The organism is Pseudomonas nabeulensis (assembly GCF_004682045.1).
In the GTDB taxonomy this organism is placed as follows: domain Bacteria; phylum Pseudomonadota; class Gammaproteobacteria; order Pseudomonadales; family Pseudomonadaceae; genus Aquipseudomonas; species Aquipseudomonas nabeulensis.
Genome location: NZ_QUZT01000086.1, coordinates 1 through 23,453, shown reverse-complemented (window position 1 = coordinate 23,453; position 23,453 = coordinate 1). Strand labels below are relative to the sequence as shown.

At 63.5% G+C, this 23,453-nt stretch carries 24 protein-coding genes; all 24 read right to left on the bottom strand.

Going from position 1 to position 23,453, the window contains the following annotated elements; genetic code table 11:
• Nucleotides 1-260: 260 nt before the first annotated feature.
• The 24 genes from DYL61_RS28395 to DYL61_RS28280 all read right to left on the bottom strand — a co-directional run bounded on the left by DYL61_RS28395 (nucleotide 261) and on the right by DYL61_RS28280 (nucleotide 23,042).
• Nucleotides 261-1,412, bottom strand: a complete 1,152-nt coding sequence (locus DYL61_RS28395; protein WP_135311121.1) for an iron-containing alcohol dehydrogenase — start codon at nucleotides 1,410-1,412, stop codon at nucleotides 261-263.
• A 13-nt stretch (nucleotides 1,413-1,425) separates the two neighbouring features.
• A complete protein-coding gene (locus DYL61_RS28390) occupies nucleotides 1,426-2,034 on the bottom strand; it encodes an ANTAR domain-containing response regulator (protein ID WP_135311120.1) in 609 nt (202 codons plus the stop codon).
• Nucleotides 2,031-3,155, bottom strand: a complete 1,125-nt coding sequence (locus DYL61_RS28385; protein WP_135311119.1) for a transporter substrate-binding domain-containing protein — start codon at nucleotides 3,153-3,155, stop codon at nucleotides 2,031-2,033. Before DYL61_RS28385 ends, DYL61_RS28390 begins: the two co-directional genes overlap by 4 nt.
• Nucleotides 3,152-4,666 (bottom strand): amidase, encoded by a 1,515-nt coding sequence (locus DYL61_RS28380; protein WP_135311118.1) that lies wholly within the window; start codon nucleotides 4,664-4,666, stop codon nucleotides 3,152-3,154. Before DYL61_RS28380 ends, DYL61_RS28385 begins: the two co-directional genes overlap by 4 nt.
• Before the next feature lie 10 nt (nucleotides 4,667-4,676).
• Nucleotides 4,677-5,381 carry an ABC transporter ATP-binding protein gene (locus DYL61_RS28375; protein WP_135311117.1) on the bottom strand — a complete coding sequence of 235 codons (705 nt, stop codon included), beginning with the start codon at nucleotides 5,379-5,381 and terminating at the stop codon, nucleotides 4,677-4,679.
• Entirely contained in the window at nucleotides 5,374-6,096 is a 723-nt protein-coding gene (locus tag DYL61_RS28370) for an ATP-binding cassette domain-containing protein (protein WP_135311116.1), read from the bottom strand. The genes DYL61_RS28375 and DYL61_RS28370 overlap by 8 nt, the downstream gene beginning before the upstream one ends.
• On the bottom strand, nucleotides 6,093-7,118 hold the full coding sequence (locus DYL61_RS28365; protein WP_135311115.1) for an ABC transporter permease subunit: 1,026 nt from the start codon (nucleotides 7,116-7,118) through the stop codon (nucleotides 6,093-6,095). Before DYL61_RS28365 ends, DYL61_RS28370 begins: the two co-directional genes overlap by 4 nt.
• Nucleotides 7,118-7,987 (bottom strand): ABC transporter permease subunit, encoded by an 870-nt coding sequence (locus DYL61_RS28360; RefSeq protein WP_135311114.1) that lies wholly within the window; start codon nucleotides 7,985-7,987, stop codon nucleotides 7,118-7,120. Before DYL61_RS28360 ends, DYL61_RS28365 begins: the two co-directional genes overlap by 1 nt.
• Before the next feature lie 10 nt (nucleotides 7,988-7,997).
• Nucleotides 7,998-9,236, bottom strand: coding sequence for an urea ABC transporter substrate-binding protein (locus DYL61_RS28355; RefSeq protein ID WP_135311113.1), 1,239 nt, complete (start codon nucleotides 9,234-9,236; stop codon nucleotides 7,998-8,000).
• A gap of 372 nt (nucleotides 9,237-9,608) precedes the next feature.
• On the bottom strand, nucleotides 9,609-10,214 hold the full coding sequence (locus DYL61_RS28350; RefSeq protein WP_135311112.1) for a cupin domain-containing protein: 606 nt from the start codon (nucleotides 10,212-10,214) through the stop codon (nucleotides 9,609-9,611).
• A 72-nt stretch (nucleotides 10,215-10,286) separates the two neighbouring features.
• Entirely contained in the window at nucleotides 10,287-10,997 is a 711-nt protein-coding gene (locus tag DYL61_RS28345; protein WP_135311111.1) for a DUF1989 domain-containing protein, read from the bottom strand.
• Between the two features lie 16 nt (nucleotides 10,998-11,013).
• A complete protein-coding gene (locus tag DYL61_RS28340) occupies nucleotides 11,014-12,234 on the bottom strand; it encodes a M20 family metallo-hydrolase (protein ID WP_135311110.1) in 1,221 nt (406 codons plus the stop codon).
• Nucleotides 12,231-13,025 carry an amino acid ABC transporter ATP-binding protein gene (locus DYL61_RS28335; protein WP_135311109.1) on the bottom strand — a complete coding sequence of 265 codons (795 nt, stop codon included), beginning with the start codon at nucleotides 13,023-13,025 and terminating at the stop codon, nucleotides 12,231-12,233. Before DYL61_RS28335 ends, DYL61_RS28340 begins: the two co-directional genes overlap by 4 nt.
• A 4-nt stretch (nucleotides 13,026-13,029) precedes the next feature.
• Nucleotides 13,030-13,677: an amino acid ABC transporter permease gene (locus DYL61_RS28330; RefSeq protein ID WP_135311108.1), complete on the bottom strand. Its 648-nt coding sequence runs from the start codon at nucleotides 13,675-13,677 to the stop codon at nucleotides 13,030-13,032.
• Nucleotides 13,677-14,333: an amino acid ABC transporter permease gene (locus DYL61_RS28325; protein ID WP_135311107.1), complete on the bottom strand. Its 657-nt coding sequence runs from the start codon at nucleotides 14,331-14,333 to the stop codon at nucleotides 13,677-13,679. The genes DYL61_RS28330 and DYL61_RS28325 overlap by 1 nt, the downstream gene beginning before the upstream one ends.
• Complete coding sequence (locus DYL61_RS28320) at nucleotides 14,333-15,181, bottom strand: transporter substrate-binding domain-containing protein (RefSeq protein WP_135311106.1); 849 nt, start codon at nucleotides 15,179-15,181, stop codon at nucleotides 14,333-14,335. The genes DYL61_RS28325 and DYL61_RS28320 overlap by 1 nt, the downstream gene beginning before the upstream one ends.
• 307 nt (nucleotides 15,182-15,488) lie before the next feature.
• A complete protein-coding gene (locus DYL61_RS28315) occupies nucleotides 15,489-16,844 on the bottom strand; it encodes an ATP-binding protein (RefSeq protein ID WP_135311105.1) in 1,356 nt (451 codons plus the stop codon).
• The gene (locus DYL61_RS28310) at nucleotides 16,820-17,485 is read right to left on the bottom strand and encodes a response regulator transcription factor (RefSeq protein ID WP_135311104.1); all 666 of its coding nucleotides are present in this window, start codon (nucleotides 17,483-17,485) and stop codon (nucleotides 16,820-16,822) included. Before DYL61_RS28310 ends, DYL61_RS28315 begins: the two co-directional genes overlap by 25 nt.
• Nucleotides 17,486-17,560: 75 nt before the next feature.
• Nucleotides 17,561-17,983 carry a hypothetical protein gene (locus DYL61_RS28305; protein ID WP_135311103.1) on the bottom strand — a complete coding sequence of 141 codons (423 nt, stop codon included), beginning with the start codon at nucleotides 17,981-17,983 and terminating at the stop codon, nucleotides 17,561-17,563.
• A 23-nt stretch (nucleotides 17,984-18,006) separates the two neighbouring features.
• Nucleotides 18,007-18,771, bottom strand: a complete 765-nt coding sequence (locus tag DYL61_RS28300) for a COG4705 family protein (protein WP_135311102.1) — start codon at nucleotides 18,769-18,771, stop codon at nucleotides 18,007-18,009.
• A gap of 61 nt (nucleotides 18,772-18,832) precedes the next feature.
• Entirely contained in the window at nucleotides 18,833-19,888 is a 1,056-nt protein-coding gene (locus tag DYL61_RS28295; protein WP_135311101.1) for an ABC transporter ATP-binding protein, read from the bottom strand.
• Nucleotides 19,885-21,450, bottom strand: a complete 1,566-nt coding sequence (locus tag DYL61_RS28290) for an ABC transporter permease (protein WP_193559466.1) — start codon at nucleotides 21,448-21,450, stop codon at nucleotides 19,885-19,887. The genes DYL61_RS28295 and DYL61_RS28290 overlap by 4 nt, the downstream gene beginning before the upstream one ends.
• Nucleotides 21,451-21,477: 27 nt before the next feature.
• Nucleotides 21,478-22,491, bottom strand: coding sequence for an iron ABC transporter substrate-binding protein (locus DYL61_RS28285; protein WP_135311100.1), 1,014 nt, complete (start codon nucleotides 22,489-22,491; stop codon nucleotides 21,478-21,480).
• A 254-nt stretch (nucleotides 22,492-22,745) separates the two neighbouring features.
• Nucleotides 22,746-23,042, bottom strand: a complete 297-nt coding sequence (locus DYL61_RS28280; protein WP_135311099.1) for a DUF6124 family protein — start codon at nucleotides 23,040-23,042, stop codon at nucleotides 22,746-22,748.
• Nucleotides 23,043-23,453 lie beyond the last annotated feature (411 nt).

Sequence of the window (23,453 nt, the reverse complement as noted above, 5' to 3'; positions counted from 1 at the left end):
CCGCCCCAAATCCATCCGCCGCGGTCTGTCTGAAGCACCGCGGCACCAGGGTTTAGGGCGGCTTCGCCCCCCAAGCGCGGGGCAAGCCCGCTCACTACAGAGGCGATGTTGCTCCTGTCATCTCTTAACTGACTGGCATTAGGGCTTGCCCCTGATGGCGGAGTGTCAGCCAGCACACCTGTAGCTGACACTCCGCCATCGGGAGCAAGTCGAGTCGTCGCACCGCCCCTCCCACATTTGGACCGTGTTATTCCGGGTTTTTAATACGCAGCGGTATAGATCGCCAACGCATCCGCCTCACTCACCTCCCGCGGGTTGTTCACCAGCAGCCGCTGTTGCTGCATCGCATTGCGGGCCAGTTCCGGCAAGCTTTCCAGGGTCACGCCCGCGTCTCTCAAACGCAGTGGCAGGCCCACGGCGGCGTGGATGCGCTGCATTTCGGCGATGAATTGTGCCGCGCGATCGCCCGCGTCCAGGCGCTCGCCCAACACGCAAGGCGCGAGTTCTGCGTAGAGGGAACCGGCGTGGGACAGGTTGAACGCCAGCACTGGGTTGAGCACCAGCGCGTTGGACAGCCCATGGGGCAAGTGGAAGCTAATCCCCAGCGGATACGCCAGTGCGTGCACCGCTGCCACCGGCGCGTTGGCGAAGGCCTGGCCGGCGAGGCATGCGCCCAGCAACATGGCCTGGCGCGCTTCGAGGTTTTGCGGCTCGCGCACCGCGCGCTCAAGGTTGGCACTGAGCAGGCGCAAGGCTTCACGGGCCAGCAGGTCGGAGATCGGGTTTTTGCGCAGCTTGCTGGTGTAGGCCTCGATGGCGTGCACCATCGCGTCGATGCCGGTGGCGGCGGTGACCGGGCCGGGCAGGCCCACGGTCAGTTGGGCGTCGAGAATCGCCAGGTCCGGCAGCAACTGCTGCGACACCACACCCGACTTGCCGGTGGCGGTGGTGACGATGGAGATCGGCGTGACTTCCGAGCCAGTACCCGCCGTGGTCGGCACCTGGATCAGCGGCAGGCGTGCACCGCTGGCCTGATTGACGCCGTAGATGTCGCTCAAGCCCTGGCGCTGACCGGGGTGGGCGAGATAGGCCACCAGCTTGGCGGTGTCCATGGAGCTGCCGCCGCCGAAGCCGACGATCAGGTCGGCGTCCATCTCACGGGCTTGTGCGGTAGCCGCCAGCACCAGCTCTTCGGCCGGGTCGGCGAGGACTTCGCTGTACACCTGCAGGTTGATATCGGCGGCGGCAAAGCCGAGCAACACCGAATCCAGCAGGTTGTGCCGCAGGATACCGGCGTCGGTCACCAGCAGCACATTGCGTGCGCCACGCGCAGCGCAGTGTTCGGCCAGTTGGGCGGCAGCGCCGCTGGCGCAGATCAGGTGGGCAGTGGTGCTGAAATTGAATGCTTGCATACGAAACCTCTACTTATTCTGTGAGTGGCGGCAGGCCGGCGTCGATGATGGTTTGCGCGACCGCCTCCATGCTGGTGCGGCTGGCCATGGCATCGCGTTGCAGGCGCCGGTGGGCGTCGTTTTCGCCGATGCGATGGCGCGCCATGAGCAAGGCCTTGGCCATGGAAATCTTGGAAACTGCCGGTTGTCGCGTCTGCAATTTGCGCAGTTGCGCCAGCATGTCGATGCGCGCCCGCCAGGCGGCGCGGGCCATCAGCAACTGGGTCAACAAGCCGAAAGGCCGCAGTGGGCGCTCGATCACGGCGGCGGGCTGGGTTTCCAGCACCAGTTGCAGCATCGAGGGGTTTTCATAGCCCACCACGGCGATGATCGGCGGCGCCTGTTCGCTGAGGCCTTCCACCAGCGCCTGGGTGTTCTGGCGCTGGCTGAGTTCCACGGCCAGCAGCACGACGTCGGTGTGTTCCGGCAACTGTGCCGGCACCGGCCAGCATTGCTCGACGATGCAGCCGATGCGCTGCAACTGGTCCAGCACCACGCGGGCTTCGGCATCCACCGGGTGGATCACCAGCACGCGCAGGCCCTTGAGTTCACGCAGCAATGAAGGTGCGCTGCTCCCGCTCATGGCTGCCCATCCAGTTGGTAGTCGACCATATAGGGGCTGGGCTTGATGGGTTGCTCGCTGTGCACCACCAGCTCGAAACGGCGCTGGTGGTCGAGGCGGGCAATGCGTGGCCACAGCCAGGTGTGCTGGGTGTCGGCGTCAATCGTGACGCGGCCTTGGGGCGCATCGAACTGCGCACCGGCCAAGGCCTGGCGCAGCGCTTCGATGGACGAACCCTCTGCACGCCGCGCCGCTTCGGCAAACAGGTGCACCTGGAAATACGCCGCCTCGGCGCCCGCCGTCAACGGTGCCTCCTCCCCAAAGCGTGCCCGATAACGCGCCACGAAGGCCTGGCTGGCCGGGGTTTGCAGGGTGGAGAACCACGGCGCCGCCGACACATGCCCCTCGGCCTCTTCAGCGCTCATGCGCAATACATCGACCTCGTTGGTGGCGAGGCTGACGATGGGCATGCGCGCCGGGTCGAAACCGGCCTGGCGATAGGCGCGGTGCAACGCCGGAATATCACTGCCGACGATGGTCGAGTAGATCGCATCCGGCGCGGTGGCCCGCGCTTGTTGCATCACCCGTTCGAAGTCTTCGGCGGTGGCGTGGAAGGGCAGGTAGATCTCGTCCACCACTTCGCCGCCGGCCTGTTCGAACAGCTCGCGCATGATGCGGTTGGATTCGAACGGATACACATAGGAACCGCCGACAAACAACACACGATTGCCGAAATGCTCCAGCACATAGCGCGCCAGTTGCACCGAGTTCTGGTTGGGCGCGGAGCCGGTGTAGTAGCACCATGGCGAGTATTCAAACCCTTCGTACAGCGTCGGGTAGAACAGCAACCGCCGTCGGCTCTCCACCACCGGCAGCACGGTCTTGCGGGTGCTGGACATATGGGTGCCGAACAGCACCTGCACCTGGTGTTCATCACACAGGCGCACCGCACTGTCGCGATAATCCGCAGGCTCGGCGCCGGGGTGGCCGTCTACCGGCACCAGCGGCCGGCCATCAATGCCGCCGGCGTCGTTGACCTCGGCGATGGCCAAGTGGGTGGCATTGGCCTGGGTGGTCTCCGAGGCAGCGGTGAGGCTGCACTCGGAAAACAGCAGGCCGACTTTGTAGTCGGGGGTGCTCATGACGTCAGGCTTTCCCAATCGATATGCTGTTCAAACGCGTGCGCGACCTGGTACAGCGTGGCTTCGGCGTAGTCCCGCGCCACCAGCATCATGCCTACCGGCAGGCCACTGGCAAGCCCGCACGGAATCGACAGCGCCGGGTGGCCGGTGACATCGAATGGCGCGGTGTTCGCATTCATTTCCAGGGCCCGTTGCACCCACTCGCTGGCCGAAGCTTCCGCACTGGGCAGCTTGGGCGCCTTTAGCGGTACGGTGGGCATCAGCAGCACGTCGAAGTCCTGCCAGTGTTGATCATAGGCCGCGCGCAGTTGCCGGGCGGCGTTCTGCGCCTTGGCGTAGTACTGGCCGCCAAAGCGCTGGTACGCGTATTCACCGGCCAGCAGGCAGGTTTTCAGGTCATGGGGAAATTGCCCGGCCTTGCTTTGCCAGTCCTGCTGGGCGCGCATCAAACTCTCCACGTACAGGCCCTTCCAGTTCGAGCCGTAATTGTAGCCGCGCAGCAATTGGGTGGTGCCTTCCACCGCAATCGGCGTCCAGATTGCGTGGCCCAAGGCGTGCAGCGGGATCGAAATTTCGCCCACCCGTGCGCCCAATCCTTCGAACAGGGCCGCCGCGCGCCGCACCGCTGCGTCCACATCCGCCTCGGAATTGGCGTGGCCGAACCCTTCGCGCACCACGCCGATGCGCAAGCCCGTGCAACCTTTGCCCAGCGCCTGGGTATACGCCTCGGTCGGCACCACGCGATCCTGGCGCGGGTCCAGCCCGTCGGCACCGGCCAACACCTCCAGCAGCAAGGCGTTGTCGGCCAGGTTGGCACTCATGATGCCGGCGTGATCCAGGGTCATTTCAATCGGCATGATGCCGGTATAGGGGATCAACCCGTGGGTCGGCTTCATGCCATAGATACCCGAGTAGGCCGCCGGGATGCGCACCGAGCCGCCCTGGTCGGTGCCGATGCCCAAGTCCACCTCGCCAGCGGCGATCAACGCCGCGCAACCTGACGAAGAACCGCCGGTGGAATGCCCCGGATTACGCGGGTTATGCACCGCACCGGTGGCGTTGGTATGGCTGCTGCCCGACACGCAGAAAAACTCGCAATGGGCCTTGCCGAGGATCTGCCCGGCAGCGTCCAGCACGCGGGTGGCCACGGTGGCGTCGATGTCCGGCACGTAGCCGTGCAGGGTCGAGGCACCGTTCATCATCGGCACGCCGGCCAGGCAGATATTGTCCTTGAGCGCCACGCGCTTGCCGGCCAGCTTGCCGGTGGCGGCGCCCTGGATATCGGTGCGCACGTACCAGGCGTTGTAGCGGTTGTCCGTTGGCACCTGGCCGGGCCCACGTGGGTAACGCGGCGGCGCGGGCGGGGTGGCGAGGGCGTCGAGGCGGTCGTAGTCCTGCCACACGGCGTCGAGGATGTTGGCGTATTCATGCAGCAATGGCTCGGCCACGTGCAGGCCAAGGCTATGGCCGACCTCGGTGAGGTCAGCCAGGGTAGGGCGTTGAATCGACATAGCAGGTTCCTTATGCATGAAAGCCCATGAAGCGCTCAGCGATGGCTTCGGCGCTGGTGTGGGCCGGGTCGACCTCGTCCACCAGTTGGCCGTTCTCGATGATCAGGATGCGGTCGGACAAGGCACTCAAGAATTCAATGTCTTGCTCCACCAGGATCACCGCCAGGCTTTGTTCCACCCGCAGGCGTTGCAGGGTTTCGATGATTTCATCGCAGATCGACGGCTGGATGCCTTCGGTGGGCTCGTCCAGCAGGATGATGTTCGGCTCGCCACACAGGCAGCGGGCCAGCGCCAGCAGCTGTTGCTCACCGCCGGACAGCGCGCCACCGGGTTGGTCGAGCAGGCGTTGCAGGCGCGGGAAGTAGGCGAGGATGCGCTCGATGGTGGCGTCGGCCTTGGCGAAGTCCTTCACGCAGCCCATGCGCAGGTTTTCCCGCACGCTCAGGAACGGGAAAATCTGCCGACCCTGCGGCACATAACCGATGCCGGCGCGGGCACGCTGGTGGGCGGCAGCCTTGCTCAAGTCTTCACCGGCAAACTGCAGGCTGCCGGCCATGGCGGGGATTTCGCCCATCAAGGCGCGCAACAGCGTGGTCTTGCCCATGCCATTGCGGCCCAGCACGCCGACGCAGGTGTTGGCGGCGCAGCTCAGGCGAATGTCGCGCAGCACGGGAATACGCCCGTAACCGGCGGATAAACCAATGACTTCAAGCATGTTTGATCTCCTGCTTGCCCAGGTAGGCTTCGCGCACGGCGGGGTCTTGGGTGACCTCGGCAAAACTGCCTTGGGCCAGGATCGCGCCTTGGTTGAACACGGTGACGGTGCCCGCGATCAAGCGGATAAATTCCATATCGTGTTCCACCACCACCACGGTGCTGTGGGCGTTGATTTCCTTGATCAGCGCGGCGGTCTTGCGCACTTCCTGATAGGTCATGCCGGCGGCGGGTTCGTCCAGCAACACCAGCTCCGGGCGCGAGGCGAGGATCATGCCCAGCTCCACCCACTGGCGTTGGCCATGGGCCAGATCACCGACCAGGCGTGTGCGCAACTCAACCAGGCCAATACGCTCCAGGGTTTCTTCGGCAGTGGCGCGGGCCTCAGCGGGGGATTGCCGGCGGCTGGCCGCCAGGCGCAGGTTTTCCAGCACATCCAGGCCGTCGAACACGCTGGGGGCCTGGGTCTTGATGCCAATGCCGAGCTGGGCAACCTTATGCGGCGCCAGCCCGGAAATGCGCTGGCCCTTAAAGTGGCACACGCCACGGGTCGGCTTGAGCTGACCGCTGAGCATCTTGAAAAAGGTACTTTTGCCGGCGCCATTGGGGCCGATCAGGCAGCGCAGTTCACCACTTTGCAGGGTGAAATCCACGGCTTTGACCGCATGCACGCCGCCGAAGCTGACGCCCAAACCTTGAGTTTGCAACAGGCTCATAGTGCGCGCTCCTGTGTGGGCAGCGGTTGTGGGCGACGTTGAAAAACACGCGAGACCCCACTGCTTAAGGTGGGCAGCAAACCACGCGGCAGCAACATGACGAAGGCCAGCAGGATCAGGCCCAGTACAAAACCGCTGTCCACCTGCTGTTGCTCACCCAAACGCGCCATCAGCGCCTGGATGCCGATGCACGCCAGGATCGGCCCGAACAAGGTGCCGCGCCCGCCGACAATCACCCAGATAATGATCTGCGCCGACTGCGCCAGGCCGAACACGCCCGGGCTGACAAACGCGCCCCAGTTGGCGAACAGGCAACCCGCCAGCCCGGCAATGCCGCCGCCCAGGCTGAACACGATCAGCTTGTGCAGGCGCGTGTCATAGCCCAGCAAACCCGCGCGTTGTTCGTTCTCGCGAATCGCCACCACCACCTTGCCGAAGCGACTGGCGAGCAATCCGCGCAAGCCCAGGTAGCAGAGGATCAACGCGCCACCGATCACCTGGAACAGGGTTTCCGGTTCCAGCACGCGGTCCGGGTTGAACGGCACATTCAACGTGGGAATTGCCGGGATGCCATTGAACCCCCCGAGCAAGGCACTGCCGATGTGGTACTCGGCGCCTGAGGTCGAGTTCATCACGTTGAACAGAAGCAACGTGACCGCCAGGGTAATCACCCCCAGGTACACATCACTGATGCCGCCGTAGAACATGAAATAGCCCATGGCGGCGGCGACCAGTGCGGGTACGGCGATCGCCAGCAGCACCGGCCAGGTGCTGTCGCCGATATTCAACACGCCGATGGCATAGGCGTACGCTCCCAGGCCGAAAAACGCGGCCTGGCCAAAGCACAGGATGCCGCCAAACCCCCAGATAAACGCCAGGCTCAACGCCAACAGCGCCATCACCAGGTAGATGGTCAGGGACAGCAGGGTAAACAGGTCCAGCCACTGCGGCAGGACCGCCACCAGCACGGCGGCCACGGCACAACCGAGTACGGGTAGCAGGGTACGGGTATCAATCGGCATCAGAACGCCCTCTTGAAGAATCGACCGGTAATGCCCTGGGGCAGTACCCGAATCAGCACAATGGCCGCCAGCAACAACGCCACTTCACCGAACACCGGCGTACTGAAGAACGTCACCACCTGGCTGATCACCCCAAAGCCGCTTGCGGCGGTCAGGGTGCCGGTGATCACGGCACTGCCGCCGCCGATCACGGTGATAAACGCCTTGGCGATGTAGCTGGCGCCGAGGGTCGGAATCACCCCGGTCAACGGTGCCAACACCGCACCGCCGAGCCCGGCGAGTGCCGCGCCCAGGCCAAATGTGAGGCTGTAGATGCGCCCCGGATTAGCCCCCAGCGCCGCCGCCATCTTGGCGTTTTGCATGGTGGCGCGGGCACACAGGCCAAAGTGGGTAAAGCGCAACAGCGCCCACATGCCCAGCAACACCGCCAGCGCCACGCCAATGACAAACAGGCCGTAGCCGCTGGTTTGGTACGCACCGATGCTGATGCCCGGCAACGGCGAGCTGATGCCCACGGTGGTATTGCCGAACAGCATGGTCGCCGCGCCCGTGAGCGCCAGGCTCAGGCCCCAGGTAGCGAGCATGGTGTCGATCATGCGGCCATACAGGTGCCGCACCAGCAGGCGCTCCACCAGCATGCCGAACACGCCCACGCTCAACGGCGCCAACACCAGGATCGAAATCCAGATCGGCACATGCAGGTGATGGGTGGCGAGCACGGCGACGTAACCGCCGAGCATCATGAATTCACCGTGGGCCAGGTTGATGATCTTCATCATCCCGAACACCACCGCCAGGCCGATGCTCAACAGCACCAGCGTGGCGATGGCGCCCACGATTTGCAGGGAAAAAATGGCAGCCCAATCCATGACGGCCTCCTTACAGCGCGATGCTGTATTGTTTGGCGTCACGCGGGTTCTTCACCAGATCGCACACGGCGGCGGTGTCGGACGGCGCTTGCTGGGCAAAGCTTTCGACCACTTCCAGGCGGCGGTCGCGCACCTCGGCGATGTGCACGTCGAGTACGCAGTGGTGGGTGGCCGGGTCGACGCTGACCTTGCCGCTGGGCAGGTCCAGGCTGATGCCTTTCTCCAGCGCCTGGGTCACCGCCATGCGCTCCACCGTGCCGGCCTGGCGCACGCCTTCGGCCCACAGCATCATGCCCTGGTAGGCGCCCATCGCCAGTTCGGTGATGTACGGATAATCCGCGCCAAAGCGTTTGTGGAAGCGCTCGACAAACGCCTGGTTCAGCGGCGTCGCCAGTTCCTGCACATAGTTCTGGCAGATCAGGATGCCGTTGCATTCTTCCGGCGACAGCACGATATGTTCGTTGCCACCGGCAAACGTGGTGGAGGCGATTGGCAACTTGCCGGTCATGCCGGCGGCTTTCCATTGGCGGTAGAACGACATGTGCGCGCCGCCCACCAGCGCCGACCAGACAAAGTCCGGCTTGGCTTCCTGGATCTTCGAAATGGTCGCGCCGAAGTTGGTCACGTCCAGCGGGAAGAACTCGATGCCCACGCTTTCGCCACCGGCCTGCTCCACGTACTTCTTCACCCAGGCGGTGACGATCTGCCCGTAGTTGTAGTCAGCCGCGACGATGTAGACCTTCTTGCCCCACTTTTTCGTGACATGGGACACCAGTTTTTCCACGGTCTGGCCAGGGGTCACACCCGTGGCGAAGACGTTGCGGTCACACACGCCGCCTTCGTATTGGTTGTTGTAGAAGTACAGGGTCTTGTAGCGGTCCAGCACCGGGCGCACCACTTCGCGGGAGGCCGAGGTGATACCGGCATGCACCACGGCTGCGCGGTCCTTGAGCGCTGCCTGCTGGGCATATTGCGCGTAGAGCTGCATGTTCGACTGGGTGTCGTACTTGATCAGGTTGAGCGGGCGACCGAGCAGGCCGCCGGTGCCGTTGAGTTCTTCGACCGCAAAGGTGAGGGCGTCGACGATGGGCTTGCCATAGATGTCCAGGCCACCGGAGTTGTCGTAGAGCGAGGCGATATTGATCGCGTCGTCGGCGGCGAAGGCCGAGAAACTCTTCAAGCTCAACGTGGACAATGCAGCAGCAGAAATAGCGGACGTACGCAGGAAAGCACGACGATTCATAGCCATTCGGGAGACTCCTGGAACCCAGGCCCGCACGTCCACCACGGCACGAAGGCCGTTGCGATGGATGAGGAAAGGTCTGGGAAGAAATGCAGGCGGAGGAAGGAGGGCCTGATTTCACATACCGACGACGCTGTCGGCTGAATGTGTGAGTCGTTTCGCTTGGAGACACCGGCCGCATCGTTGAGGCGGGGTCGCCCATCGCAAGGGGATGGGGGAAACGAGTACCGCAAGGCGCGGCGCTGTTTCAAAAGCAAGCTTCAGGCCATAAACCCTATGTTTATGTTTTTAAAGGCTATTTGTTTTTTTCGACGGTGACGCAACGCCCTGGAAACTGTCACCTGGGTAGAAACGACGCACGTTTGAGGTGCGCGTTCGTTAGAAGGTAGCAGGCGTATTGATCCACAAAATCCGCGCCACGCAGTCGCCGCCATTGCGATAGCCGTGGGGCACATTGCTCGGAAAGTGGAACGAGTCCCCGGCGTTCAAGGTGTAGGTGGTTTCACCCAAGGTCAGCTCCAGGCTGCCTTCGATCACGTAGCCCATTTCTTCACCGGCGTGCTCGATCATGTCACTGACCATGCCCGGTGCGACGATATGGATATCGCCCTGCAACAGCCCGCCTTTTTGCAGGTGGGTGATGCGCTCCAGGTCGATGTAACCCTTCTTCGCGCCATTGGCGAAGCGGTTGACCTGGCGGGCACCGGCGCGCAGCACCGGTTCTTCCGATACCCATTCTTCGCTGGTCAATTCGGACACGTTGCTGCCCAGCGCGATGGCCAGCCGGTGCAGCATGGCCAGGGACGGCGAGGCGGCGTCGTTTTCCAGTTTGGAGATCAGGCTTTCGGAACAACCGGCGGCCACGGCCACTTGCTTGAGGGTCAGCCCGGCGACCTTGCGCGCATGGCGCAGGCGCATGCTCAGGCTGGGCAAGCCATCGGCGTGCAGGGATTTGGTAACGGCGGGTTTGCTGGGTCTGGACATGCAGGCCTCGGGTGACAAAGGGCATCAGGTGATGCGACAGGCATCCTAGGGTCACGGATGCCTGTCGTCTAGTCAGGCGTGGACCGAGAAGGTCACTTCCACCGGGTTCAGGTCGTTGATTGGCACGATGTCCTGCGGGCAGGCCGACATCACCACCACCACGTCCATCTCGGCGCGGATCTCCACGTAGTCACCGGCCTTGGACACCGGTGGCAGCCACTCGACGCTGTAGTCCGGCTTGACCGGAATGTTCATCCACAGGTTGAACGGCTGCGGCACTTCGTGAGAACGCAGGCCGATGGCAGCCAGGGCCAGGCGCATATTGTCGGCGCAGCTGTCGTGGTAACCCTTCACGCCCAGGTTGGTGTAGCGATGCAGGTCGCAGGCGGCCATCAGGGTGTCGTGGATGCCGGGCGAAGTGTCGGTAAGCAGGGTGCCGATGCTGCGACGGCGGTTGCTGAACAAGTCGTCACCGGCCTTGGGGATGATGCTGTTGCAGTGGGCACGGGCGTGTTCCATCGAGAGGAATTCGCTCAGGTCTTCACTGTTGAACAGCCAGGTGTCGCACACCTGGGTGCCGTGGGTGTTGACGATCTTGATCACTTCGCCGGCCTTGAGGCGCACGGCGCGGCCGCAGCGGGCCGGTACGGTGTAGGTTTCGCCGAGCACGGGTGTGCCGTCCAGCGAGATCGGTTCCTTGAGGGTGGCGTTGACGCCCAGGGAATTGCCGTTGTCGGGTTGGCAGCAGGCTGGGTAGTCGTGGCTGTGGGTCGCGTGGCTCATAAAGATTCCTATGGGTTCAGGGTTGTTCGGCAAGTGCAACCAGGCTCCAGGCCAGAGCCTGGGCGCCCGCCAGCAGTTGCGTGGGTTCGGTGAATTCCAGCGGGTTGTGGCTGATGCCGTCGCGGCTGGGGACGAACAGCATGGCGGTGGGGCAGTGTTCGGCGAGGTACATGGCGTCGTGGAAGGCGCCGGAACGCAGGGTTTGCCACGCCAGGCCAGAGGCGTCGCAGGCTTGCTCCAGTACGCTGAGGACCTTGGGGTCGAACGCGGTGGGCGCATGGCTGAACAGGCTTGTCAGCTCGGCCGTGGCCGGCAGGCAGGCGCTCAACTGGGCATCGAACGCCGCGAGGACGGCCGGGTCGGCGTGGCGGAAATCGATGCTGAAGGTGACTTCGCCGGCAATCGTATTGATCGCATTGGGGAACACATTCCAGCGGCCGAAGGTCAGGCGCTTGTCGGCCCCGGCCAGTGTGTCGGCCAGTGCATCGATGTGCCGCACGGTGTTCATCGCCAGCAGCATGGCGTCGTTGCGCATCGCGTGCGGCGTGGTGCCGGCGTGGGCTGAAGCGCCTGTGCAACGCACCTGATACCAGCGCACGCCCTGGATGCCCGAGACCACACCCAGCGGAATATCCGCCTGTTCCAGCACCGGGCCTTGTTCGATATGCAGCTCGACAAACGCGTGGGTGGCGAGCTTGCCGCGCTGCGGAATATCCGCAAAACGCAGCGTGTGGGCGTCCAGCGCCTGGCCGACGGACACGCCGTCCTTGTCCAGGTTATTGCGATACGCCGCCAGCCGTTCAGGCTCTACGTAAGCGCTGGAGCCCATGGCGCCTGGGCTGAAACGGCTGCCTTCTTCATTGGTCCACACCACCACTTCAATGGGGCGACGGGTGCGCACGTTGGCCTCGTGCAGCGCGTGCAGGCATTCAAGGCCGGCCATCACGCCGTAGCAACCGTCCAGCGTGCCGCCGGTGGGTTGGGTGTCGATATGGCTGCCGGTCATCACCGGTGGCAAGTTTTCGCGGCCTTCACGGCGCAAGAACAGGTTGGCGCAGCCGTCGGTAAATACGCTGCACCCCAAGGCGCGGGCTTGGTCGATCAACCAGGCGCGGGCCGCGAAATCTTCTTCGGACAAGGCCTGGCGGTTCATCCCGCCATGGGCACCGGGGCCGAAGGTGGCCAGGGTGTCCAGCAAGCCTTGCAGGCGCGTTGATGAAACAGCGAGCGCAGTCATGGGGCCACCTGAAGGCTACGGTTGAACCAGGGTTTGAGGAACTGTTGCAGGCGCTCGGTCTTTGGCGCGTTGAACAAGCCTTGAGGCGCGCCGGTCTCGATGATTTGCCCGGCCTCCATAAACACCACCACATCGGAAATCTGTGCGGCGAAGCTCATCTCGTGAGTGACCATGACCATGGTCATGCCATCGTCGGCGAGGCTGCGGATCACTTGCAGCACTTCCTCCACCAGCTCCGGGTCGAGGGCCGAGGTGGGCTCATCCAGCAGCATTAGCCGAGGCTTCACCGCCAGTGCGCGGGCAATGCCCACCCGTTGTTGCTGGCCGCCCGACAGCCGTGCCGGAAATGCATCGGCCTTGGCCGCCAGGCCGACGCGGGCCAGGGCGTGATCGGCCAAGGTGCGTGCTTCGGCCTTGGCCATGCGCTTGCCCAGCACCAGCGGCGCCATGACGTTGTCGCGCACGGTCATGTGCGGCCACAGGTTGAATTGCTGGAACACCATCGACAGTGGTTTGCGCACTTCATCGACCTTGGCTTCGCTGTCGCAATCGCTGACGTGCCGGCCAGGGCTGCTGTAGCCGAGCAATTGGCCGTCGATCCACACTTCGCCTTCGTCGTAGCGTTCCAAAAAATTCATGCAGCGCAGCGCAGTGGTCTTGCCCGAGCCGGACGGCCCGATCAGCGAGACGATTTCACCGGCCTGCACTTGCAGGTCAAAGCCGCGCAACACGCGGTTGGCGCCGTAGGACTTGCCCACGCCGCGCAGTTCAAGAAGCGGTAGGTTGCTCATCCGGTCAGCCTCGTAGATGACGGGTCATGCGCCGCGCCAGGCTGCGGGCCACCGCCGCGACCGTGGTGGTCAGCAGCCAGTAGCTCAACACCAGCAGGGCGTAGGGCATGACATAGGAAAAGGTGGTGGAGACGATGCGCCCGGCGGTCATGGTCAGTTCCGGCACGGTGATGATCGAGGTCACGGCGCTTTCCTTGATGGTCAGGATCACCTGGTTGCCCAACAACGGCAGGGCGAAGGCCAGCGCCTGGGGCGCCTGCACATGCCAGAACACTTGGCGTTGCGACAGGCCGTGCACCCGCGCCGCTTCCACCTGGCCGTGGGGCACGCTGGCCCAGGCCGAGCGGAACAACTCGGCGAAATACGCCGCGCTGTACAGCGCCAGTGCGAGAACGCTGGCCTCCACCGCCTCCAGGCGCAGGCCCACCACCGGCAGGCCGAAATAGATCACCGCCAGTTGCGCCAAAAACGGCGTGCCACGGATCAGCCACACATACACGCGATACACCAGGGCAAACCCCGGCACCCGCAGGCGCAGGGCATTCAGGCCGAAGCCTGTGGCCAAACCGATCACGGCGGCGGCCAGGCTGATGCCCAGGGTCACCAGCAGGGCATCGGCAAAATCCGGGAGATAACTCAAGACTTCCTGCATCAGGTGCGCTCCTTCCAGCGGCGTTCCAACAGGCTGCCGAGCACGCTCAACAGGCTGGTCAGCACCAGGTAGAACAACGCCGCCACCAGGTACACCTCAAGCGGGCGATAGGTCTGCGACACCAACTGTTGGCTGACGCGCATCAGGTCGGTGATGGAAATCACCGAGACCACCGCCGACACCTTGATCACATCGATCAGCTCGGAAATCAGCGCCGGCAGGGTCAGGCGCAGCACCTGGGGCAATTGGATATGCACCAGGGTGTTGTACTTGCCCAGGGCAAAGATCGACGCTGCTTCCAGTTGCCCACGGGGGATCGCCGCAAAGCCACTGCTGAGGATCTGCGACTGGTAGGCCGCCGTGTTCAGCGCCAGCGCTGCCGCCGCCGCGACCATCGGCGGAATATCCAGGCCCAGGGCCGACGGCAGGTAAAAGATCAGCAGCAGTTGCGCCAGCATGGGCGTGCCACGAAAGAAGCTCACGTAGACCCGGGTAAACGCCACGCCCACCCGGCTGCGGCCGTTGGCCAACAGGTGAATCAACACCCCCAGCACAAAGCCCAGCAGCATGCCGATGCTGCACAGCCACAGGGTGGTCCATGCGCCTTCGAGCAAGGCCGGCCAATACAGGGCGAGACGACTGCTGAAATCGTTCATCAGATGCTCGGCACCGGCATGGCGTCGGTGGGCAATTGCATGGTGAAGCCGAACCATTTGTCTTGCAGGGTCTTGAGGGTGCCGTCCTTGGAGGCGCGGGCGATGCCGTCGCTGAACAGCTTGACCAGGCTGGCGCTGTCGGCGTCTTTGCGGCCGACCCAACCGAAGTAGGTCACCGGGCCGACCATCTCGGGCAAGGTGCTGAACACGCCTGGACGCGCCTTCATCAGCGGGCCGAGGTTGGACAGCGACTGCGCCACGCCATCCAGGCGACCATTGGCCAGGTCGGCATAGGCTTCATCGAAACCGACGTATTCCTTGATGCGCTTGAGGCCCGGTTGGCCTTCGGCCTTGAGCTTGGCGTCCAGCGCCTGCAACACCGCCAGTTGGCCGGAACCCGCTTGGGAGCCGATCACCCGGCCATTCAGATCGGCCAGGGTTTTCACGTTGCTATCGTCAGCGCGCTTGAGCAGGGCCACGGTGGATTCGGCAATCGGCACGGTGAAGGCGAACTGATCGAAGCGCGCCTTGTTGACCGTGACCGAGGTGACCACGAAGTCGAACTTCTTGGTGTCCAGGCCCGGCAGGATGCCCTGGAAGGGCAGGTCCAGTTGACGCACCTTGACCCCCGGCAGGTCGGCGTCGAGGACGTAGTGCATCAGGTCGGCGCCGTAGCCGACGATCTTGCCGTTCTCCACCGATTCGAAGGGGGCGAAGCGCGCTTCGGTGGCCACGACGATCTCGTTTTTCTGCTTGATCCGCTGCAGTAAATCGTCGGCATGGGCCACCGACACACTGCACAACGCAGCCAGCGACAAGGACAGTGCTTTTAACGTGAATCGCCTCATGGTTATTCCCCTTGAAAGGTCAGTAGTTTTATTCAAGTAGCTTGAATAAATGTACAGAGGCATGAAGCGTGCCAACCCGTTGCGGGCGTGAAATCACGGGGAAACTGGGTTGGGAGGAGGGTCATGACGCACTGAATATGCGCCATCTAAAGTCTTTTGCGTCGATGTGGTGCGACGTGTAGTGAGCGGGCTTGTCCCGCGCTGGGCTGCGAAGCAGCCCCAAAACCAGACAATCCGGTTCTGACTGGCAGAACGCGTCGACTGAATTAGGGCCGCTTCGCAGCCCAGCGCGGGACAAGCCCGCTCACTACAAGGTCGGGGTGGGGATGCTGACGGAGACACACAGGCCGCGCTGTTGCACCGGGTCGCTGAACGCCAGTTCCACGCGTGCGCCGGTGCGTGCCGTGATCGCCTTGACGATCGACAGCCCCAATCCGGAACCGGACTCGTTGGTGCCCAGGCTGCGGTAGAACGGGTCGAATACCCGTGCCTGTTCCTCCGGTGCTATGCCGGGTCCGGAATCTTTGATGTGCAGCTGCACCGCGCCCGGCTCTCGCGTAACCGACAGGTCGATACGCCCGCCCACCGGCGTGTAGCGGATAGCGTTGTCCACCAGGTTTTTCACCAGGGTAAACAGGTCCATCGGGTTGAACATCACCTGCGCGTCCTGGGCGCCTTCCACGCCAATATCGATCCGCTTGCGTTCGGCCAGAGGCAGTAAATCTTCCAGGACTTGGCGATACACCTCATGTACCGACAGTTGCATTTGATCGCGCTCCAAGGTCGACTGCGCCGACGCGAGGCTCAGCAACTGATCGATCAGTGTCCGCCCGCGCTCGATCCCTCGGGACAGTGGCTCAAACCGTTCGCGGGTGGCGGGGGACATCTCCGTGGCGGCCAGACGCTCGGCCTGCAATGACAAGGCCGTCATTGGCGAGCGCAGCTCATGCGCGGCATCGGCGACAAAGCGCCGCTGGCTGTCCATGGACAGGGCCACCCGCGCCAACAGGCGGTTGATCGCGACCACAAAGGGGCGCACTTCGGTGGGCAGGTGTTGTTCCGGGATCGGATGCAGTGCCTGCTCTGTACGCTGGTCGATCTGCGCCGCCAACACGCCAATCGGGCGAAACAGCTTGCGTACCAGGTCACCCACCACCAGCAACAGCACCGGAAACAGAATCAGGAACGGCAACAAGCTGCGCCAGGCACTTTCGCGGGCGTCCTTGTCGCGGGCGTCCTGCTCCTGGGCCACGGCGATCCGCTCGCCCTGTGCGGTGCTGCGTACCAGCACGCGAAAGGCTTCACCGGCCACCGTCACCGTGGACAAGCCGTCAGCCAGCGTCGTCGGAAAGGGCAGGGGCAGCGCCTCATCGGTGGTGCCCGTCGCGTGCTGGCCGTCGCCCAGGTATTGGATGATCACCCGCGACTCTTCGTCATCGCCCTCGATGGCCGGGCCCTTGGGGTACTGCAACGACATCTGCTGGCGATCAAACAACATCGCCACCTGGCGCAAGGTGTCGTCCTGCTGTTCGTGGGCTTCGTCAAAGGCCGAGACAAACGCAAACACGCTGGCCAACAGTGCCACCAACAAAATCGCCAGGGACAGCGTCACCGATAGCCGCAGTTGCACCGACTCATTCAAACGCTTTTTGAAACCATCCATCCCATGCCCCTGACGTTCTTGATCACGTGACTGCCCAACTTGCGCCGCAAGGCGTGAATCAGGAACTCGATGGCATTGCTCTCGACTTCATTGCCCCAGCCATACAAACGGTCTTCCAACTCGCTGCGCGAGAGGATCGCCCCCGGGCGGATCAACAACGCCTGCAACAGCGCAAACTCGCGGCTCGACAGCGCCACACCGCATTGCTCCTCGGTGCTGGCTTCCTTGGACAGCAGGTCCAGCGACACCACGCCATTGCCCAGCAGCGACAAGGCATTCCCACCCTTGCGACGCAGCACCGCGCGAATACGGGCGAGCAACTCCGAGAGGTCGAACGGCTTGAGCAAATAGTCATCGGCGCCACCGTCGAGGCCGCGCAGGCGATCGTCGAGGCTGTCGCGGGCGGTGATGATCAGCAGTGGCACCGGGTTGTTGCGCGCACGAATGGTGTCCAGCACGTCCAGGCCGTCCTTGCCGGGCAGGCCCAGGTCCAGCAGCACCAGGTCGTAGGGATGGGTGTCGAGGGCCGCCAGGGCGGTGAGGCCATTCTTGACCCAATCGGCGGCGTAGCTCGCATCGCTGAGGGCGCGTTGGATCGCATCGCCAATCATCGGGTCGTCTTCGACCAACAGTATCCGCATAGCGCTCTCCGCAGAAAAAGCACACGCGGCGAGAAGATCGCCGCGTGTGTATTGAAGCACCTGTGTCGACCAGCGTCAGCCTTTCATCAGGTCGAAGGTCTTGAGCAGGTCGTCCATAGAAGCCTTGCAGTCTGCCGGGTTCGGGTTGCCGTCGCGCAACGCCGAGAGTGCGCGGTCGATGGCTTTGTCCAGCAGATGCCAGTCGTTGGCGGCACGCGGCTTGATGCCGGCTTCGGCGGCGTCCCAGCTGGTTTCCAGGTCCTTGATGCGGGCCTTGGCGCCGGGCAGGTCGTTCTTGGCGACGAGGGCCGAGACATCCACCGCGATGTTGCGGAACTCCGACAGGTCGCCCAGTTTCGACGCTTGGCGCTGACTGGTCGGCGCACCGGTGGCGTCCTTGGGTTTATCGGCCGGTTTGGAACAGCCGGTGGCGATGCCGAGCATCAGAATGGCTGAGGCGATGGCGACGCGGCGAATCAGGTTTTGTAGTGGGCGCATGAGGGTTTCCTGGGTGTGAATAATCATTGGGTAAGGGTTTTGCGATTGCCGAGGCTGAACTGGGCGACGCCCACCAGCAGCACAATCACGCAGAGAAAGAGGGCGCTGGTCCAGTTGGCGCCCATGCCCAGGCCGCCGTAGGTCTTGGCTTGGGTGAGCAGGTCGCCAAGGGAAGCGCCGAGCGGGCGAGTGAGGATGTAGGCGATCCAGAACGTCAGCACGCTGTTGACGCCCAGGCTCCAGGCCAACAGCGTGACCGCGATCAGCACTGCGAAGATCACCGCGCCGAGGGTAAAGCCCAGGCCCAGCGCTTCGGTGGCCAGGTCGCCAGCGGCGGTGCCGAGGGCAAAGGTGCACAGCACCGTGGTCCAGTAGAACCACTCGCGGCGTGGTGTAACGATGTCGCGGATCGACAGGCTGCGCTCGGTGCGGTACCAGACCATGAAATTGAGGGCGAGCAGCACCGAGAAAATCGCCGTGCTGGCGTACAGGCTGACGTCGAGTTTATCGGTGAGGATGTCGGTGATCTGTGTGCCGACGATGCTCACCAGCACCACGGTCAGCCAGTAGATCCAAGGCGTGTAGGCCTTGGTGCGCATCTGCCAGAACAGGGCGATGGCCAGCAGCGCGGCCATGCCGAGGCTGGTCCAGCCTGCACCGAAACCGGCGTCCACGGCGAGGTAGTCCGCGCCGGTTTCGCCCACGGTAGTGGACAGGATCTTGATCACCCAGAAGGACAGCGTCACCTCGGGTACTTTGTTCAGCCAACGGGCTGCTGTGGCATTCATCGGGTTTACCTCTCCTTGACCGCGCAGTGGTTGGCGCAGGGGAGAAGGTAAACCGCGAAACTTAGCTGGGACTGAGGGCCGGCTGTTTTTTCAAAATATGCGCCAGGCCCACGGTGCGCAGATGCACCACGCTGCCCAGCGCTGGCGCTTGCAGGCCGGAACTGCGCACCAGGATGGCCTGGCCATCGCCTTGCAGTTCCACGGTGAGGGTGCAGGTATTGCCGCCGAATTCACGCTCGGTCACCACGCCACGGCAGCCGGAATCGTCGGTGGTACTCAACAGCAGTTGCTCCGGGCGCAGCATGATCCGTGTGCTGTCGTGGTCGAGCTCGCTATCGACCGGCACGCGCCCCAGGCCGCAAAGGGCCCAGCCGTCCTCGATCCTGGCGGGCATCACCACCGCTTCGCCAAGGAACAGCGCGGTTTGCTCGTCCACCGGGTATTGGTACAGGTCCATCGGATGGCCCGACTGCACCAGGCGGCCCTGGCGCATCACCGCCAGTTGATCGGCAAACGACAACGCTTCGCTTTGATCGTGGGTGACCAGGATTGTGGTGATGCCCGCGTCGCTGAGCAGGCGCGCAACCATTTTGCGCATGGCCGAGCGCAGGCCGGTGTCCAGTGCGGAAAAAGGTTCATCCAGCAGCATCAGCCGTGGTTGTTGCGCCAACGCCCGCGCCAAGGCCACACGCTGTTGTTGGCCGCCGGAGAGTTCGTGGGGCCAGCGCCGCGCCATGCTGGCGTCGAGGGCCACGCTGTCCATCAGTTCGGCGATGCGTGCGTGGCGTGAGGCGTGTTTGGCCGCCAGGCCGAAGCCGATATTGTCGGCCACGGTCATGTGCGGAAACAGCGCGCCGTCCTGCGGCACATAACCGATCTGGCGCTGATGGGCGGGCACCGCGTGGGTGCTGTCGACCAGGGTTTGCCCGTTCAGCGTGAGGCTGCCGGTGTCGGGGAATTCAAAGCCGGCAATCATCCGCAGCAAGGTGGTCTTGCCCGAGCCGGACGGCCCGACAATCACCGTGCGGCTGCCGGTGGGCACCGACAGGCTGACGTCCGTCAGGGCACGCTGGGCGCCGAAGGATTTGCAGAGTGCATTGAGTTCGAGGGCGTTCATCGGCCTGCCGTGCGTTTGGATTGGTGATAGAGAAGGCCGGTCAACGGCAGAGACAGCAGGATCATGATCAGCGCGTAGGGCGCAGCGGCGGCGTAGTCGATCTCGCTGGTCATCGCCCAGAAACCGGTGGCCAGGGTGCGCGTGCCGTTGGGCGCCAGCAGCAAGGTGGCGGTCAATTCATTGGTGATCGCCAGGAACACCAGCGCCGCACCGGCAGCGGCCGACGGTGCGGCCAGGCGCATCGTGATCAGCCACAGCGCGCGGCCTGGGGAGCGGCCGAGGCTGCGGGCCATGTTTTCCAGCTCCACCGGGGCCTGGGCGATGCCGGCGCGCAGGCTGACAAGCGCCCGCGGCAGGAACATCAGCAGGTAGGCGAGCAGCACGGTCATCGTGGTTTGGTAGATTGGCCGGGCGAAGTGGATGGTCACGGTGACCAAGGCCAGCGCCACGACGATGCCGGGCAACGAACTGGTGATGTAGTTGCAGCCCTCCAGGATGCGCTGCAAACGCCCCGGCGCACGGATCGACAGCCAGGCAATCGGCACCGCCGCGCAGGTGGTCAGCACCGCACCGGCAACCCCCAACAGCACGGTTTGCTCCAGCGCCGGCAACAGTTCGCTGAACTGCCAGACCTCGCGGCCACCGGCGAGCAGCCATTTGCCCAAGGTCACCAGTGGTACGCCGAGGGCCAATGCGCAGGTCGCCGCTTGCAAGCCGAGGGAGAGCAGGGTGGTGCCCGTGTCCAGCACGACGATGCGCTGTTCGCGGGCGCTGCCCGAGCCGACCCGTGCATAACGCGCATGGCCGCGTGCGGCGGATTCGACGGTGAGCATGGCCAGGCAACACAACGCCAACACCGCCGCCAGCATATTCGCCGCCGGGCCGTTAAAGGTGGATTTGAACTGATCGAAAATCGCCGTGGTGAAGGTATCAAAACGGATCATCGCGTACAGGCCGTATTCGGCCAGCAGGTGCAGGCCCACCAGTAGCGCACCGCCGCAGATCGTCAGGCGCAGCTGGGGCAACACCACCCGGAAAAACACCGCCCAGGGCTTGAGGCCCAGGGACTCGGCCACGTCTTCAATCGCGGGATCAAGCCGACGCAAGGTCGCCGCCACCGGCAAGTACAGAAACGGGAAATAGGCAATCACCGACACCAGCACACCGGCGGGTAAACCGTGGATCGACGGCACCAGGCTGACCCAGGCGTAACTGTGCACAAACGCCGGCACCGCCAACGGCGCGACCGCCAGCAACGACCAGAAGCGGCGGCCCGGCAGGTCGGTGCGCTCGGTGAGCCACGCCAGCGCAACGCCCAACAAGATGCACAGCGGCAGCGTGAGCAGCACCAGCAGCACGGTATTCGCCAGCAGTTCACCGACGCGGGGTCGCCATACCAACGCTTCGATCTGCGCCCAGCCGATTTGCCAGGACACGCCGATCACAAAGGCAATCGGCAGCAGTGCCAGCAACGACACCAGCACCGATAAACCGGTGACCCACGTGCCCCCACGGCTTTTGAACACGCCGTGAGGGCGTTTGCATGGCGCTGCGTGTGCAATGCCGGGGAGGGACGATTCAGGCAGCAATCAGAGCAGTCCGGCCTGGGTCATCAACTCCACCGCTTTCTTGCTGTTGAGCTTGGACGCATCGACCTTCGGCGCGTCCAGCTGTGCCAGCGGGGTCAGCTTGGGGTTGGACTGGGCGTTCTGGCCCACGGCGTATTCGAACGAGTTGCCGTCCTTGAGGATGGCCTGGCCGTCTTTGCCGGTGATCCACTTCACAAAGGCCTGGGCCTGTTCCTGATGCTTGCTGGAAGCCAACACACCGGCCCCGGAAATACTCACAAACGCGCCTGGGTCCTGGTGCTTGAAGTAGTGCAACTGGGTGTTCTTGCTGTTTTCGCCGGTCTTGGATTGGTCGACGAAGCTGTAGTAGTGATAGATCACGCCACTGTCCACCTGACCGGCATTGACGGCCTTGAGTACCGCGCTGTTGCCGCGATAGAGGCTGGCGTTGGCCTTCATTGCCTTGAGCCAGTCGAGGGTGGCGGCTTCGCCTTTCAGTTCTAGCACGGCGGCGACGATGGCCTGGAAGTCGGCACCGGCCGGGGAGGCGGCCCAACGGCCTTTCCAGCTGGGCGAGGCCAGGTCCAACAGAGACTTGGGCAGGTCGGCTTCTTTCAGTTCGCTGGGGTTGTACACAAACACCGTGGAGCGCGCGGCGATGCCGACCCACTTGCCGTGGGCCGGGCGGTAAGCGGCGTCCACCTGTTCCAGGGTGGTCGGCGCCACCGGTGCGAACAACCCCGCGTTGTCCACCAGCACCATCGCCGGCGAGTTTTCGGTGAGGAACACATCGGCGGGAGAGGCCGCGCCTTCCTGCACCAGCTGGTTGCCCATCTCGGTGTCATCGCCATTGCGGATCGTCACCGGGATGCCGGTCTCCTGGGTAAACCCTTCGACCCACGCCTTGGTGAGGCTTTCGTGCTGGGCGTTGTACACCACGATACCCACCGAATCGGCGGCATACACCTGCCCGGCGCCGACCAGGGCGGTGACAAGCAGGGCTTTTTTGACAAAGGACGGAAGACGGGTGGTCATGCGGTGAGCGCTCCGGATTTTTATAAAGGGTCGATTGACTCTAGACCAATAGGAATCATTTGCATGTTCGAGCGCGGCGAATGTAGAGCGGGATATGAGAAAAAAACGTCAAAGAAACGGTTAACAAATGTTATGGGGCCTGACAGACACGGCAGATCAAATGTGGGAGGGGGCTTGCCCCCGATGGCTGTGTGTCAGTTGTAGATGTAACGACTGACACACCACCATCGGGGGCAAGCCCCCTCCCACATTTTTTAACCGTGTTTCAGGCAGTTGATGGAGCGATCCACCGTGGTCTTGGCAATCTCCAGCAAGTGCCACACCGCCAGGATCTTCGCCCGTTCGGGGCTTGCCAATTGCTCACCGCAATCGAGCGCGGTAGCGGATGCGCTGTCGAGCAAGCTGGCGGTGTAGAGCAGGGCGTCTTCGAAGCTGAGGTCTTCGTTGACCGAGTGGAAGCCTTGTGTGGGCAGGTAATGGTCGATGGCGCGGTTGAAGGCGGCGCGGTCTTTTGCGGGGTCGATGGGTGGATCGGGTAGGACTTTATTCATGGTGAGATTCCTGATTGAGTTAGAAGCCGGCCCAGTCGCGACTAAACGGTGGGTGGCGGCTGTACGCAGGTTAGTCGACCGGCAAATCAGGAAAATCCGGCGCACCCGAAGGTGCCCTGCGCACAGCCACCATGAAACCTCATGGAGAACCATGCGCCTGATTAAGAATCCGAGCGACTAAACCCGATCACTGAATAGGCAGTGACGGACCGCAGACTAGCCATGGATTCCGGCAGGCACAAGGCGGTAGGGATTGTCTAGGAAACGTCCTGCAATTAAAAGGGATGCGCCTTGCTGGCCCTTTACAAACCATGACCAGGTGCCACGAACTTTAGATGGATGCAGATTCAAATGTGTGTGCGGTCTTGCCTGCGATGGCGGTGGGTCGGCCAATGGATCTGCCGACTGGCA

What these genes read in the sequence shown, in the direction of transcription:
- DYL61_RS28380 (WP_135311118.1), bottom strand. Translation starts at nt 4,666, where the DNA reads ATGTCGATTCAACGCCCTACCCTGGCTGACCTCACCGAGGTCGGCCAT.
- DYL61_RS28300 (WP_135311102.1), bottom strand. Translation starts at nt 18,771, where the DNA reads ATGAATGCCACAGCAGCCCGTTGGCTGAACAAAGTACCCGAGGTGACG.
- DYL61_RS28360 (WP_135311114.1), bottom strand. Translation starts at nt 7,987, where the DNA reads ATGGATTGGGCTGCCATTTTTTCCCTGCAAATCGTGGGCGCCATCGCC.
- DYL61_RS28285 (WP_135311100.1), bottom strand. Translation starts at nt 22,491, where the DNA reads ATGACCACCCGTCTTCCGTCCTTTGTCAAAAAAGCCCTGCTTGTCACC.
- DYL61_RS28370 (WP_135311116.1), bottom strand. Translation starts at nt 6,096, where the DNA reads ATGAGCCTGTTGCAAACTCAAGGTTTGGGCGTCAGCTTCGGCGGCGTG.
- DYL61_RS28330 (WP_135311108.1), bottom strand. Translation starts at nt 13,677, where the DNA reads ATGCAGGAAGTCTTGAGTTATCTCCCGGATTTTGCCGATGCCCTGCTG.
- DYL61_RS28375 (WP_135311117.1), bottom strand. Translation starts at nt 5,381, where the DNA reads ATGCTTGAAGTCATTGGTTTATCCGCCGGTTACGGGCGTATTCCCGTG.
- DYL61_RS28350 (WP_135311112.1), bottom strand. Translation starts at nt 10,214, where the DNA reads ATGTCCAGACCCAGCAAACCCGCCGTTACCAAATCCCTGCACGCCGAT.
- DYL61_RS28305 (WP_135311103.1), bottom strand. Translation starts at nt 17,983, where the DNA reads ATGCGCCCACTACAAAACCTGATTCGCCGCGTCGCCATCGCCTCAGCC.
- DYL61_RS28325 (WP_135311107.1), bottom strand. Translation starts at nt 14,333, where the DNA reads ATGAACGATTTCAGCAGTCGTCTCGCCCTGTATTGGCCGGCCTTGCTC.
- DYL61_RS28335 (WP_135311109.1), bottom strand. Translation starts at nt 13,025, where the DNA reads ATGAGCAACCTACCGCTTCTTGAACTGCGCGGCGTGGGCAAGTCCTAC.
- DYL61_RS28395 (WP_135311121.1), bottom strand. Translation starts at nt 1,412, where the DNA reads ATGCAAGCATTCAATTTCAGCACCACTGCCCACCTGATCTGCGCCAGC.
- DYL61_RS28310 (WP_135311104.1), bottom strand. Translation starts at nt 17,485, where the DNA reads ATGCGGATACTGTTGGTCGAAGACGACCCGATGATTGGCGATGCGATC.
- DYL61_RS28365 (WP_135311115.1), bottom strand. Translation starts at nt 7,118, where the DNA reads ATGCCGATTGATACCCGTACCCTGCTACCCGTACTCGGTTGTGCCGTG.
- DYL61_RS28345 (WP_135311111.1), bottom strand. Translation starts at nt 10,997, where the DNA reads ATGAGCCACGCGACCCACAGCCACGACTACCCAGCCTGCTGCCAACCC.
- DYL61_RS28385 (WP_135311119.1), bottom strand. Translation starts at nt 3,155, where the DNA reads ATGAGCACCCCCGACTACAAAGTCGGCCTGCTGTTTTCCGAGTGCAGC.
- DYL61_RS28280 (WP_135311099.1), bottom strand. Translation starts at nt 23,042, where the DNA reads ATGAATAAAGTCCTACCCGATCCACCCATCGACCCCGCAAAAGACCGC.
- DYL61_RS28355 (WP_135311113.1), bottom strand. Translation starts at nt 9,236, where the DNA reads ATGGCTATGAATCGTCGTGCTTTCCTGCGTACGTCCGCTATTTCTGCT.
- DYL61_RS28295 (WP_135311101.1), bottom strand. Translation starts at nt 19,888, where the DNA reads ATGAACGCCCTCGAACTCAATGCACTCTGCAAATCCTTCGGCGCCCAG.
- DYL61_RS28315 (WP_135311105.1), bottom strand. Translation starts at nt 16,844, where the DNA reads ATGGATGGTTTCAAAAAGCGTTTGAATGAGTCGGTGCAACTGCGGCTA.
- DYL61_RS28340 (WP_135311110.1), bottom strand. Translation starts at nt 12,234, where the DNA reads ATGACTGCGCTCGCTGTTTCATCAACGCGCCTGCAAGGCTTGCTGGAC.
- DYL61_RS28320 (WP_135311106.1), bottom strand. Translation starts at nt 15,181, where the DNA reads ATGAGGCGATTCACGTTAAAAGCACTGTCCTTGTCGCTGGCTGCGTTG.
- DYL61_RS28390 (WP_135311120.1), bottom strand. Translation starts at nt 2,034, where the DNA reads ATGAGCGGGAGCAGCGCACCTTCATTGCTGCGTGAACTCAAGGGCCTG.